Origin of the sequence: Anabaena sp. CCY 9613 (genome assembly GCF_963920895.1) — a bacterium.
Lineage (GTDB): Bacteria > Cyanobacteriota > Cyanobacteriia > Cyanobacteriales > Nostocaceae > Cyanocohniella.
This window is the reverse complement of record NZ_CAWUDE010000005.1, coordinates 112,624-125,780: the sequence shown is the minus strand read 5'-3', so window position 1 is coordinate 125,780 and position 13,157 is coordinate 112,624. Positions and strand designations below refer to the sequence as shown.

9 protein-coding genes are annotated in these 13,157 nt (G+C 39.0%); 7 read left to right on the top strand and 2 right to left on the bottom strand.

What is annotated here, in order from left to right:
• Positions 1–12 precede the first annotated feature (12 nt).
• Complete coding sequence (locus ACM0OT_RS07710) at positions 13–744, top strand: hypothetical protein (protein WP_414563812.1); 732 nt, start codon at positions 13–15, stop codon at positions 742–744.
• Between the two features lie 165 nt (positions 745–909).
• Here the strand turns inward: ACM0OT_RS07710 and dnaK are convergent, their stop codons facing one another.
• Entirely contained in the window at positions 910–2,811 is a 1,902-nt protein-coding gene (gene dnaK / locus ACM0OT_RS07705; RefSeq protein ID WP_414563811.1) for a molecular chaperone DnaK, read from the bottom strand.
• A gap of 588 nt (positions 2,812–3,399) precedes the next feature.
• Between dnaK and ACM0OT_RS07700 the strand changes: the two genes are divergently transcribed.
• The 5 genes from ACM0OT_RS07700 (at position 3,400) to ACM0OT_RS07680 (ending at position 7,248) form a co-directional block, all read left to right on the top strand.
• Positions 3,400–3,756: a hypothetical protein gene (locus tag ACM0OT_RS07700; RefSeq protein WP_414563810.1), complete on the top strand. Its 357-nt coding sequence runs from the start codon at positions 3,400–3,402 to the stop codon at positions 3,754–3,756.
• A gap of 187 nt (positions 3,757–3,943) precedes the next feature.
• Positions 3,944–4,201: a hypothetical protein gene (locus ACM0OT_RS07695; protein WP_414563809.1), complete on the top strand. Its 258-nt coding sequence runs from the start codon at positions 3,944–3,946 to the stop codon at positions 4,199–4,201.
• A gap of 81 nt (positions 4,202–4,282) precedes the next feature.
• On the top strand, positions 4,283–5,128 hold the full coding sequence (locus tag ACM0OT_RS07690) for an Rpn family recombination-promoting nuclease/putative transposase (RefSeq protein WP_414563808.1): 846 nt from the start codon (positions 4,283–4,285) through the stop codon (positions 5,126–5,128).
• Between the two features lie 113 nt (positions 5,129–5,241).
• Positions 5,242–6,294 carry a tRNA dihydrouridine synthase DusB gene (dusB, locus tag ACM0OT_RS07685; protein WP_414563807.1) on the top strand — a complete coding sequence of 351 codons (1,053 nt, stop codon included), beginning with the start codon at positions 5,242–5,244 and terminating at the stop codon, positions 6,292–6,294.
• Positions 6,295–6,378: 84 nt separating this feature from the next.
• Complete coding sequence (locus tag ACM0OT_RS07680; RefSeq protein ID WP_414563806.1) at positions 6,379–7,248, top strand: Rpn family recombination-promoting nuclease/putative transposase; 870 nt, start codon at positions 6,379–6,381, stop codon at positions 7,246–7,248.
• 159 nt (positions 7,249–7,407) lie between these two features.
• On the opposite strand, the gene ACM0OT_RS07675 is transcribed toward ACM0OT_RS07680, so the two are convergent.
• Positions 7,408–10,530 carry a plasmid replication protein, CyRepA1 family gene (locus tag ACM0OT_RS07675; protein WP_414563805.1) on the bottom strand — a complete coding sequence of 1,041 codons (3,123 nt, stop codon included), beginning with the start codon at positions 10,528–10,530 and terminating at the stop codon, positions 7,408–7,410.
• A 774-nt stretch (positions 10,531–11,304) separates the two neighbouring features.
• On the opposite strand from ACM0OT_RS07675, the gene ACM0OT_RS07670 reads away from it, so the two are divergent.
• Entirely contained in the window at positions 11,305–13,140 is a 1,836-nt protein-coding gene (locus tag ACM0OT_RS07670; RefSeq protein WP_414563804.1) for a caspase family protein, read from the top strand.
• Positions 13,141–13,157: the final 17 nt, after the last annotated feature.

The window sequence follows — 13,157 nt, the reverse complement described above, 5'->3', positions numbered from 1 at the left end:
GCCAATAGTCCCATGTCAACAACAGACTCACAAACCTCTGCCGAACTGGCGATCGCCCTATTAACTCATTATAGTTTTGACCTCAGTGGGTATACTGCCAGTGAGCTAGTTTACCGTTGGCAAAGCCAATACCCAGGTAATTGGATGCACCTAGCAGTAGTGGAAGCCCTCTATCAAGGACGCTATAAAGGCATTTCTGTACAGCAAATATTAGCATTTTGGCAGCGTCGGGGTCAGGTGATTTATCATTTCAACATGGAATTTGAACGCCTGATTTGTAGCAAATTTCCCGAAAGCTTAACTGCTCTGGCTGCACCAGTTTTGCCGCCCATCAAGCAAGAAGTAAGAACTGATTCAGTAACTCAGCCTCAATTATCACCAGTTACAGCTAATCCCTTACCTGCTCAAGTAGGCAATGGTTATGAGCCAAGTCAAGCAGCGACGCTACAACTAATTAATGCCGAAGCCGATTTGCTCAATCACGAAGTAGAAGCCAAACTATTAGAAAGACAAAGCATTCTGGCCGCGTCTACGCTTCATGCAACCTCCTCTGGAACTAAAACTAAGCAAAACTCACAAGGACATTTGCCGAGAAATTCCCCATTACCAAAACCTCAGCAGCAGACAAATCTGCTACCCTCATCTGTTAATCACCCACCAATTGGGCAATTTACCCCAGACACAAGCGATCGCTCTGAGTCTTTTACATCAAAACTCAAAGCCATGTCTGACGACCAACCATAATATGTCTTTTGATATTTACTAATAATAAATGTATGGTAATTATCAATAAGTTGTGGATTTACTCACGCCTACAAAAATTAAATAAGAATCCTATTTATTAAACAAAAAAACCACCCAAGCTGATGCCTGGATGGATAAAAATATTAAATCTGGAACTATTTAAAATTACTTGCTTTCAGTGAAATCAGCGTCAATTACATCATCACCGCCACTGGGAGGAGTAGGGCCACCGTCTTGAGGTGCAGCACCAGCAGCAGCATCACCACCAGCTTGCTGATAGATGTTGCTACCAACGGCAAAGAGTGCTTGTTGTAATTCTGGTGTCAGTTTCTTGATTTGCTCATCATCTTCTTGAGCAACGGCTTCTCTCAAGTCTTTCACTAAACCTTCAACCTTGGTTTTATCAGCTTCAGGAACTTTATCACCTAATTCTTGCAACTGCTTCTCAGCTTGGTATGCCAAAGAATCGGCTTGGTTCTTGCGCTCGATTTTCTCACGACGGTCTTTGTCAGCAGAAGCGTTTTGTTCAGCTTCTTTCACCATGCGGTCAACGTCGGATTTATCCAAAGTAGACGCGCCAGTAATGCTGATGGACTGTTCTTTACCAGTGCCTTTGTCTTTCGCTGTGACGTTGAGGATACCGTTAGCGTCAATGTCAAAGGTCACTTCAATTTGTGGTACACCTCGTGGTGCAGGAGGAATACCATCAAGGCGGAAGGTTCCTAAACTCTTATTATCGTTAGAGAATTCCCGTTCACCTTGAAGGACGTGAATTTCCACGTTGGTTTGACCATCCACGGCGGTGGAGAAGACTTCAGATTTTTTGGTAGGAATTGTGGTGTTACGGGGGATGATTTTAGTCATGACACCACCCAAGGTTTCTACACCCAAGGACAATGGTGATACGTCTAAGAGTAAGATACCTGTGACATCACCAGCCAGCACACCTGCTTGAATAGCAGCACCAACTGCCACAACTTCATCCGGGTTAACGCTTTGGTTGGGGTCTTTACCTAAAACCTGCTTCACCACCTGTTGGACTGCGGGAATCCGGGTAGAACCACCAACTAGTACAACTTCATCAATATCACCCTTATTCAATTTCGCATCCCGAAGTGCATTCTCTACGGGGATACGGCAACGGTCAATCAAGTCAGAACAGAGTTCTTCAAACTTGGCGCGAGTAAGGGTTGTATCCAGGTGCTTGGGCCCGTCCTGGGTAGCGGTGATAAATGGCAGGTTAATTTCCGCTTGAGTAACGCTAGAAAGCTCAATTTTGGCTTTTTCTGCGGCTTCAGTTAAACGTTGTAAGGCTTGTTTGTCTTTGCGGAGATCAATGCCTTCTACTGTTCTGAATTGTTCGGCTAAGAAGTCAACTATTTTTTTATCAAAGTCGTCACCACCAAGGTGGGTATCACCAGATGTCGCTAGTACTTCAAATACGCCATCACCCACTTCGAGGATGGATACGTCGAAGGTACCACCACCCAAGTCAAATACCAGAATGGTTTCGTTGCTCTTTTTATCAAAGCCATAAGCCAGAGATGCGGCTGTAGGTTCGTTGATAATCCGTAGTACTTCAATTCCCGCAATTTTGCCGGCGTCTTTTGTCGCTTGTCGCTGAGAATCGTTAAAATATGCTGGAACCGTGATTACAGCTTGGGTAACAGTTTCACCAAGATATTTGCTGGCATCTTCAACCAGTTTGCGGAGAACTTTTGCAGAAATTTCTTCTGGAGCAAACGGTTTACCCGCGATGGGGCAATCTAGTTTAACGTTGCCGTTGCTGCTGAGGACTTTGTAAGAAACTTCTGTGGCTTCATTACCAACTTCGTCGTAGCGCCGTCCGATAAAACGTTTGACTGAGTAGAACGTATTTTCGGGGTTCATCACCGCTTGGCGTTTGGCGATTTGACCAACTAAGTTATCGCCATTTTTCGCAAATGCCACCACTGATGGTGTTGTCCGAAAACCTTCTGCGTTAGCAATAACAGTGGGTTTACCACCTTCCATCACTGCTACACAGGAGTTAGTTGTACCTAAATCAATTCCTACTACTTTTGCCATTTTAAGTGCTGGCTCCGTATAACTACAAATGAATGAATGGGAATATAAGAGACTAAATCACGAACCAACCGGTTGAAAACAGCAGTCAGTTCAGCATCAACAACCTTGGTTCGGCTTCCTTGGGGTTAAAACCTCAAGTCATGCTGATATATATACTGAAACTCAGTGATAGCCAGTCCATGAAGGGGGGTTTCCCGAACCTTGGACAGGACGGTTAATTTTAAAGGATGTATTTAGCTGGTTCATTGAGCAATTTGCTTTCACTTTGTCTAATGTATGAGAATTAATACTTTCAGTAATTAGGGTGAACCGTAATCTCAAAGTGGTGTTTGCCGTCTTTGAAGCAATTACGGAGAACTTATAGTTAAGTAGAGACAGGGAAAAGGCAATTATTATAGTTAATTCTCTCCTGATTCCACTACAAGTACCAAAAATATCTGTTTACTAGCAGTGTGTATATGGAAAAAGCCAATAAAAATAAAAAGCCTAACATCATACCATGAACAATACCATTATTTTGAAATATTAATTTTTTAAATTTAAATTTTTTATTTAGTATCTATTAAGTAAATTAAAAATATATTTGAAATGCTAAAAAAAGGCACTATTAGCGGCAGACCCTTCGATCCATCAAAAGCGGGGGGCAAAATTCTTGGTCTCTCCTATACAAAAGTTAAGATTACAGGCAAAGGCACTGATATTGTTGAAGCTCATATTTGTAGATTTAATCCGGTTGGTCATGAAGAGATGAAAATGGTAGAGAGATTAAGAAAAATTGCAGCAGATGAACTTGTAGCTGAAGCCGTAGACCTCCGTTTCTATACTCATGAACTACGGGAATACTTGAGGTATAAAAAACTTAAATATCCAAGTGGACAACCAGATGATCCAGATGCAGCTTACGAACTCTGGAATAATGGAATAATGCTCACACAGCAACACTAGAGGATTATGGGCTAAAAGAAGGGCCAGGTGTTTTATTTAGAAAAATTTTGTAAATGATTCTTTTCTAGGGTGTAAGCATTTAGCCCAAGATTTTAACAGTTGTCTAAAACCTTGATCTAAATGCTAAAAGCCCACTATTTTTAAACTTAATCAAATCCTCTTACAATTGTATATGGGAGGAATATTTATGAAAAACTCAATCCAATTAACTCAACTGGAGTTAGTACTTCTAAAATTAGTTGCCAAAGGACAGGGTAATTTTAGTTGGTATGAACTAGCCAATTCTCTTTCTCGCTTAGACGTACCAAGAGAACCTGACATGATGGTTGTACTGAAAAATTTGGTGGCTAAGGGTTTACTAACAAGACACATACAGCCTGGTTCACCACGAGATAGCTGGGATTTGACACCAATAGGTACTAATATTCTGATGGAATATGAATAATTTTAACCTGATTACACATCAAAATATTTATCTATTAGGTGATAAAATAGCTACAACATAAATCTCGGCACTGCATCGAGAGTGAAAACCGACACCATCTTTTATCGCCTTTTTCAAGAGATGCCCAGCATCTTTTTTGAATTAATTGGCAACGCTCCCCAGGTTGCTGAGACTTACACCTTTTCTTCTATAGAAATTAAGCAAACAGCATTCCGTATAGATGGTGTTTTTCTGCCAATACAAGGAAAACAAAACCCCATCTACTTTGTGGAAGTGCAGTTTCAAAATGACACGGAGATTTATTCTCGTTTGTTTTCTGAGATTTTTTTATACTTACGACAAAATCAACCTAAAAACTCTTGGAAAGGAGTAGTTATTTATCCTACCCGTAGTCTTGATACTTCAGATATTGACAATTACAGTGAACTATTTACTAGCCAGCGTGTTAGTCGTGTTTATCTTGATGAATTAGGTGCATCAGTGTCGTTACCAATTGGTATTGCTACCATTAAATTAGTAGTAGAAAATGAAGATACGGCAATTGTAACTGCCAAAGAATTAATAGACCGAACCCAGGAAGAAATTAATCTCGAACCACAACGGCGGCAGTTACTACAATTAATAGAGACAATATTGGTTTATAAATTTCCCACGATGAGTCGCAAGGAGATTGAGGAGATGTTTGGGTTAAGTGATTTGAAACAGACACGAGTTTATCAAGAAGCTAAACAAGAAGGAAAGCAAGAAGGGAAACAAGAAGGGAAACAAGAAGGTAAGCAAGAAGGGCGCTTGGAAGCAAAATTAGAAGCTGTATCTCGATTAGTTTCTTTGGGGTTAACTGTTGAACAAATTGCCCAGGCGTTAGATTTAGATATTGCCCAAGTTAGGCAAGTTGCACAAGACAATGGAAAGAACAAAGAAACGTAAAAACTTTCTCAAACACTCTTGACTTGGTGTCCTACCCTGCGGGAAGCTGCTAGCGCGTCTATACGTCCTTTGCGTCAGACCTATCATTTTTGATTTCTGCAATTTTAAATTCTATGGTTACACTATCTCCTACTTTAAAAGCTAGACTTTCCCAACCCCTCAAAATCGGTTCTTTTGAGGTGAAAAGCCGGGTTCTTCAATCGCCTTTATCTGGGGTCACAGATATGGTTTTTCGCCGCTTAGTACGTCGCTATGCACCAGATTCAATGTTGTATACCGAAATGGTGAATGCTACCGGGTTGCACTATGTCAAAGAGTTACCAAAAATCATGGAGGTAGACCCCGGGGAACGACCAATTAGCATTCAATTATTTGACTGTCGGCCAGATTTTTTGGCGGAAGCGGCAATTAAGGCCGTTGCAGAAGGTGCTGATACTGTAGATATTAATATGGGTTGCCCGGTAAATAAAATTACTAAAAATGGGGGTGGTTCCTCTTTATTACGACAGCCAGAAGTTGCTGAAGCTATTGTGCGGGAAGTTGTGAAAGCCGTTAATGTACCAGTTACAGTCAAAACCCGTATTGGCTGGAATGATAAAGAAATCACGATTCTTGACTTTGCCAAGCGGATGGAAGATGCTGGGGCGCAAATGATTACAGTACATGGACGTACCCGCGCCCAAGGTTATAATGGCAATGCCCGTTGGGAATGGATAGCCCGTGTTAAGGAAGTTTTGGCGATTCCGGTAATTGGTAATGGTGATATCTTTTCAGTGGAAGCGGCGGTGAAATGTTTGGAACAAACTAACGCCGATGGCGTGATGTGTTCTCGCGGAACTTTAGGTTATCCCTTTTTGGTAGGAGAAATTGATCACTTCTTGAAAACAGGGGAAATATTATTACCACCAACTCCAATTCAGCGCTTGGAATGTGCCAGAGATCATTTACAAGCGTTGTGGGAATATAAAGGCGATCGCGGTGTGCGTCAAGCCCGTAAACATATGACTTGGTACGCTAAAGGTTTCGTTGGTGCTGCTGAGTTGCGGGGACAGTTAAGTTTGATTGAAACAGTGCAGCAAGGGTTAGATTTAATTGATCAGGGAATTGAGAAATTAAATCATAGTTATGAACCACTGGAGGAAGCAACAAATTTTCAAGTTGCTTAATAAAAAAAATTTGGAAGTTTTTTAACTTTATTTTCCTGCTATTTGATAGGACGAATTTTATTCTGTAAGTGCAGCTAAATTTTGATGACAAAATCAGCAGATATCAGTACCAAAAAATTAATTAGCCTGGCACCTAATAATTGGGTAAGATGGGTAACAAAAATATCTGATGTGGTTGCAGGCGAAATTCTCAATTCAGAATTTCAATGGATAGGTAGAGAAAGTGACGTTTTAATTCGTGTCGCTAGTGTAGAATATGGAGAATTTTTAGTTCTCAATGAATTACAACTACGGTATAGCGCTAATATGCCACGTCGAATGCGCGCTTATGCTGCACTTGCAGAAGAAAAGTATAATTTACCAACTTATCCGGTACTGATAAATATTCTGCCTACAAGTAATACAATCATCTCGTCAAATTTTACATCAAATATCGCAGGATTACGTGCGCTGCAAGATTACCGGGTAATTAACTTATGGGAAGTCGACGTAAATATTGTTTTTCAACAGCCATTACCTGCATTACTTCCCTTTGTACCTATTCTCAAAGGTGGTGAAAATGAATCTACAATTAGAGAAGCATTAAAAATTTTACGTGCTGACGAAAAGTTAAGTCAATTAGAGACTGTTTTAGCCTTTTTTGCTACGTTTGTAGTAGAGAGTGCCTTAGTTCAAGAAATTATGAGGTGGGATATGGCTGTATTGCGTGAGTCACCTTGGTATCAAGAAATATTAAGAGAAGGAGAAGCACGTGGAGAAGCACGTGGAGAAGCACGCGGAGAAACACGCGGAATAATTACTAGTATTGAAACTAGCTTACAGGCTAAATTTGGTAATGAGGGTTTAGAATTAATGCCCCAAATCACTCAAGTTTCTGATTTAGAAAGGTTGAAGCAGATTTTGCGTAATATTGTTGTGGCTAATTCAATCACAGAATTGCAGAATATTTTGTAATTGAAGTTTGGCTATAGTTATACCCATCTGATTTCAGGAACAGAGGACTAAAACGGGTTTGTTAGTCGCTCATGGAAACCACGCCAGTTCCTACAAGTTGGCATAGCTAACCCACGGACTAGCTCCTCAAGACTGAGCTAACTCACTACATACAAAATTTTAATCATTGACGCTAGCATAGTGAGTCTGCTTAGTTTCAAACTGCCATTCTGATAAATAATCAGCTGTTTTACCTTTAAAATTATCCACACTAGCCAACATTAATTCATCTCGTTGGTGCCAAACTGCAAATATTTTTTCCCTACCATCATCAAAGGTTTCTGGGTCTATTTGATAAACTTCATTTACTCGGTGCAATTTCAAACCCAATAAATTTAGCAATCGTCCCAGTATTTTCATGGACGAAATGTTTTCTTTGCCTTTAATTAAATCAATACCAAGTAATCTTTTAATATGTTTACTATGTTGCAATACGACATCTTTTAGCCAAATTAAGTCAGGATGGTGTTCTGTAAATTTTCTTTCTGGCTCTAGGAATTGTAGCATTCCCAATGCTCTCATGGCTTCAACTTTACAAGTGTAAGTTTTTAAATCTGGTAAAAAAACTTGACCATCACCCCAAAATAATTGTTGATGCCATTCTTGCTGGTCTCGGATGTGAAAATATTCGCTTTCATTGATGAGATAATAATGAATTAGCAATTGAAAATAATATCCTTTATCATCTTGCAACTTGAGTAAGGGTGTAACTGAAATACCATACCTTTGTCTCAGGTGATATTTATCAATTTGGTTACGTTCTACTTCCGATAGAGAATGTTTATTTGATAGGTGTTCATATTCTACATAATCAATATCTTTGGCATTAGCTACAGCCGTCGCTGCCGATAGTTGATGTTGCTGCTTAATATCTCTAATTTGGTATTTAATTTCTTTGGCTTTTTGGCGCTTTTCTGTCCAATCTTTTTGCACTTTAACAATTTCTAAAACCAATCTTTTGCGGTTGGCTAAATCATTAGAGTCTGTTGCTAAAAATGCTAGGCGTAAATCTCGAATAATATTATTATGAACAGCATTACTTCGTAGCCAAATTTGATGTCCATCCGCTATTAAACCATCTTGCATCGATTGTCGATAAAGACGAATAGAGGCATTAACTCTAGACGATAGTTTTGCCCAAGTACGTAAATGAATTGGGTCATAAACTAGGGGTAAGTCTACATCTATTTTATGTAAGGGACTGAGTAAGGCTAAGTTTTCTTTTTGATTTTCTTGATACCAATCAGATAGTAATCGATAATTTGTACTGCCACTACCAATTAAGCCAATTCCTCGTTTAGCACACCAGACGATACGTGGTACATCATCTCGTACTCTGGCTAGTGCTTGTCGCGCTTCTGAGTCTGGTATTACTCCTTGGAAAATACCATAAACTCGGTCGAAATGTTGGACATCAATACTAATTCCTGTACCCAAACTGGGTGTAACGAAAATAGTATTATATTCGGTAATTTTTTGATTAATCGTTCCTACAAAATCAACCGCTGGATGACCAGGTGTATTGGTAGTGCGACTACTAATTACTAGGGATGTAGGAAATTGTTGGCGTAATTTTTCTAAGCGTTCTTTAAGATAGCCTTCAATTGTTTCACAACTATAACGCCCTGAGCGACTATCGGTAGTAACGTAACATTTACGTCCGGCGATTAAATCTAATTCTAGTTGATGAATTAAGGGTGTAGGGTTAGGAGAATCATAAAAAGTTATATCCCAACCTCGTTTTGGTTTCCACTGATTGATAACTACCCAAGGTGTTACTTTAATTCCTGCTAGTCCTTGTAAATATTCTAAAGATACATCTGACAAATCAGCATCCTGAGCAATTATTAATCCTCCGGTGGTTAAAACTGTGGAAATTAGTTGCTGAAATAGCTTGAGGATTTTAACCCGTTTATGTTTACAAGTATTACTGTTGAGTAGATGCCATAAAGACTGTTCTACTTCATCTAAAATTATGATGCCACCTTGCCAGTTTTGAGGGTTGAGTTTCCAAATGGAATCAACACATAAACCGAAAGATTGATGATTCTTTAAAGGATTGTTGATAATAGGTAAATTTTTATCTGCTATGATTGTGCGATCGCCTGTATTTAAACCCCAACGGATGCCAATTTTTTCGCAGAGGAATCGCCCTAGTTGAATGCGGTGCGTAATTAATAGTACAGGTCGATTTAATTCTTTTGCTTGGTTAACAATAGATTGCAATGCTGTGGTTTTTCCTGTACCTTTAGCTGATTTAATTCCCACTAATCCTGACGTGGGATAAGCTAGGTTTTCTAAGTAAGGACAGTTGAGAGTCAGTGCAGCCGGAATAGTTAACTCGGTATGGGGTTTACTTTGAGCCAGATAAATTTCTAAATCAGCACTTTGACGATAAATTTTGTCAAAATTACTTGCACCTTTAGCCACGATTAACTCATCAACACCTTTTTCTATTCCTGGGAGTTCAATAACTTTCACAGGACATTTTTGCTTTTGAAATAAACAACCAAGTTGGGCTATGGCGTTATTGACAGCCGCAATTTTTTTAGGTTGAGTTTCAAAATCAAAACAAATATAAAAGGTGCGTTTTGTCAGAGTAAAGACCGTTAAGTCGGGTATTAGTTGACGACTTGTAACTTTACCAAATTTATCTTTAACAACTCGATAACCACTAGTAATTCCCGGAATGGCGATCGCAGCGTATCCTTGTGTTAATAATGCGGCTGCTTTCTTGACTCCTTCGCAGATAATTATGGGTAGATTTTGTACCATTACCCATTGCCAAAAGCCCTCAGCTTCTCCATGACTATTAACTGTAATATTGCTGGGCATGGCTAGATTATACCGTTGGGAGACTTGCAGCCAAATTTGCAATGTTACCCGCAGGCAAAATACCCTTGTGGGGGTACTGGGAGGATGTTCGTACTTGATAGACTTACCTTTATTATTGATGCGGGGTTGATTTGGTTTAAAACACCCCCATTCCATTGATTGCCAATTATTCAGAGGATCTAAACCAGAACACCACCAACCGCCTGCGGTTACATGAGTGTAGCGTTGTAACCACCCAGTTTTCACCATTCCGGTGTTTGTGCGCGGCAGATGCTCAGAAATTAATAAATATTCATAAGCTGATGCATCTTGGAGAGATTGAAAATTTAGTTGTGCTAGGTGTAAATCGATACTACTATTCTTGACTAATTCCTCAAGGTGTTGGGTTTGTAAAGATGGCAGATGCATGGGGCGACCCTTGAACGGAATACGATGGATTTAAAACTTATCATGCATTCGCCGGTTTTTTGTAGATGAAATCATGAGGGTTTTGTGATATTTTTTTTACTTCGTTCTCGGAAATACATCGGTGAGTCAGCAAGTGGATGATTCTGTGAGAGTGTGTTGTTGAACTAATAAGCCTGTATTGTAGTATTTATTACTTTTTTATTTTCATATTTCAGTAATTTTTCTTGAGGATAAAGTTGATTGTGATATAAGTGATTCTTATGTAATAGTTTTGAAACGTAGAGGGGAGACAGCGCATTGATAACAAGTGAAGCTTCTTGTGAGCCAACTTTCGGCATTCTTGATGGATGTAGCGATAAATCCCGTAACTAGGAATGGAGTAATCGCTAGAAAAATACTGTAAATAAAATTTGTCTAATAAATTTTATACATTTGTAATTTTGTTTAAGCGTAACTAACTATAAAATCATTAAAAAGATACAAAAACCTCCCTAGCTATGCATATTAGTCCACCTCAAGAAACGATTCAATGCAACTTGCGCCTTACGGGGGCTAAAGATGAGCCAAGTTGTGGCAGAGCTAATCCAGCAACGGTTAAAAGTTAACGAAGTTTTGTCATCTCAAAGTTCAAAGGGGAAGGAGAAGTGAAAGTAATCGGAAACGGTGCAAAAGCTCGTGGGAAAGGGGCTATAAAACTGAAATTCAATGTGTAGTATCTAATGAAACAAACGAAATTTCCGGTCAAAACTAATCCAAAATATAAAATGGCATAAGATGGCGAAAAACTGGGCACTGGTAATTGGTATTAATCAATATGACTTCCTGCAACCACTACAGTATGCCAAGCGCGATGCTCAGTTAATGCGAGAGTTTCTTTATCATGAAGCAGGATTTGACCGAATTTTTTTCTTCTCTGATGACTCGCCAGATTTTAATGAAAGAACTACTCGTCCTTATCGCAATAACTTGCTGCGAGTGCTGCGACAGTTATTTGAAAACCCTTTCATGGAAGCAGGAGATAACCTCTGGTTTTTTTTCAGTGGTCATGGGATGCCTCATAACGGTTGCGATTATCTCATGCCTTCTGATGCAGATCCAGGAGATGTCGAAAATACAGCTATTTCTATCAACTATATCACTCAACGCCTACGTCGGTGTGGCGCTGATAACGTAGTTCTAATTTTAGATGCTTGTCGTAAGGGTATTGGCACTCGTGCAGGTGAAGGGATTGGACGACAAACCTCTAAACAAGCACGTCAAAAGGGAGTAATTAGTATTTTTTCTTGTAGTCCCAATGAATACTCTTTTGAAATTGAGGAATTACAGCAAGGTGCCTTTACTTATGCCCTGCTAGAAGCATTAGGGATTAAAGGTCAGTGCGCTACAGTTGAGCGTTTGGATCAGTATATAAGTTTTCGAGTTCATGAACTCGTTCGTCAGCATAAAAATGCTCAACAAACACCTTATGTTATTGCTGAACCAATAAATAAATCTCACCTTATTCTTGTACCTAAATACGCGACGCTAACGGATATTGCCATACTAAAAAATGATGCCTACCGTGCTAAAGATGAAGGTAACATTGATTTAGCCGAAAAATTGTGGATTCGAGTGCTAGCTGCGGCTTATGGTCAAGATATGGAATCAATTAAGGCACTTCAAAGAATTGCCCAGATTCGCATTTCTCAGCAGGTATCAGCTTCATCAGATTTTGCTATTCAAAATAATGAAATTTTGAACCGAACTCCTAAGTCTTCTTCAGTAGTTAAAAAAAGAGGTAAATTTAAACCACCTACGTCTATTCCAAGCCAATCAGCTATTAATGAGAACATCATTCAAATATTTAGAACTGATGAAATTAGCGATGAAATTGCTAGAGATTTTCATCAAGAAAACAACATTAATTTCACACAGATTGAGCCTACAAGAGAATTTTTTCAAGCAATTTTTTCTAGTCTCGGTAAACGTTATGGCGAGCAAAATTGGTGGATTAGAGATAATAAGTTTCAAATGTGTCTTGAAGCAATACTCAGTCAAGGTACAGGGTGGAAGAATGTTAGTTTAGCAATTGAAAATTTAAAGGCTGAAATTGCATTATTACCTGATGTGATATATAAAATGCCGGAAGATCAACTTCGTGGATTAATTCGACCATGTGGGCGTGCAAATACAAAGGTTTTCTACATTAAAAATTTTGTAATTTTTTTAAAAGAACATTACGAATTAAATGTAGAAAAAATGTTAGCAGAGGAAACAAATGTTTTAAGAAAAAAGCTCTTAAATATCAAAGGAATTGGTAAGTTTACTTGCGACAACATTCTTTTATATACTGCTGATAGGTCAAAAATCCCAATCAATGACCGAATGCGTAAAATTTTTTTTGAACATGATCTCATCAATCAAAGCGACTCATATGATTCTGTACAGAATCTTGTAGAAAGAACAGCATCTTTCACTCCTTATGAAATTCGTGAATTTGACGCGATGATATACCATGTAGTAAAAGATTATTGTCATTCCACGCCTAAATGTGAGGAATGCCCTCTACAAAAATTCTTACATGGACAAGGGCCTAGAACTCAGAGAATACAAGCGACTGTCGTACTCTAAGGGAAGCGCAAACTAAT

What these genes read in the sequence shown, in the direction of transcription:
- ACM0OT_RS07710 (WP_414563812.1), top strand. Translation starts at nt 13, where the DNA reads ATGTCAACAACAGACTCACAAACCTCTGCCGAACTGGCGATCGCCCTA.
- dnaK (WP_414563811.1), bottom strand. Translation starts at nt 2,811, where the DNA reads ATGGCAAAAGTAGTAGGAATTGATTTAGGTACAACTAACTCCTGTGTA.
- ACM0OT_RS07700 (WP_414563810.1), top strand. Translation starts at nt 3,400, where the DNA reads ATGCTAAAAAAAGGCACTATTAGCGGCAGACCCTTCGATCCATCAAAA.
- ACM0OT_RS07695 (WP_414563809.1), top strand. Translation starts at nt 3,944, where the DNA reads ATGAAAAACTCAATCCAATTAACTCAACTGGAGTTAGTACTTCTAAAA.
- dusB (WP_414563807.1), top strand. Translation starts at nt 5,242, where the DNA reads ATGGTTACACTATCTCCTACTTTAAAAGCTAGACTTTCCCAACCCCTC.
- ACM0OT_RS07680 (WP_414563806.1), top strand. Translation starts at nt 6,379, where the DNA reads ATGACAAAATCAGCAGATATCAGTACCAAAAAATTAATTAGCCTGGCA.
- ACM0OT_RS07675 (WP_414563805.1), bottom strand. Translation starts at nt 10,530, where the DNA reads ATGCATCTGCCATCTTTACAAACCCAACACCTTGAGGAATTAGTCAAG.
- ACM0OT_RS07670 (WP_414563804.1), top strand. Translation starts at nt 11,305, where the DNA reads ATGGCGAAAAACTGGGCACTGGTAATTGGTATTAATCAATATGACTTC.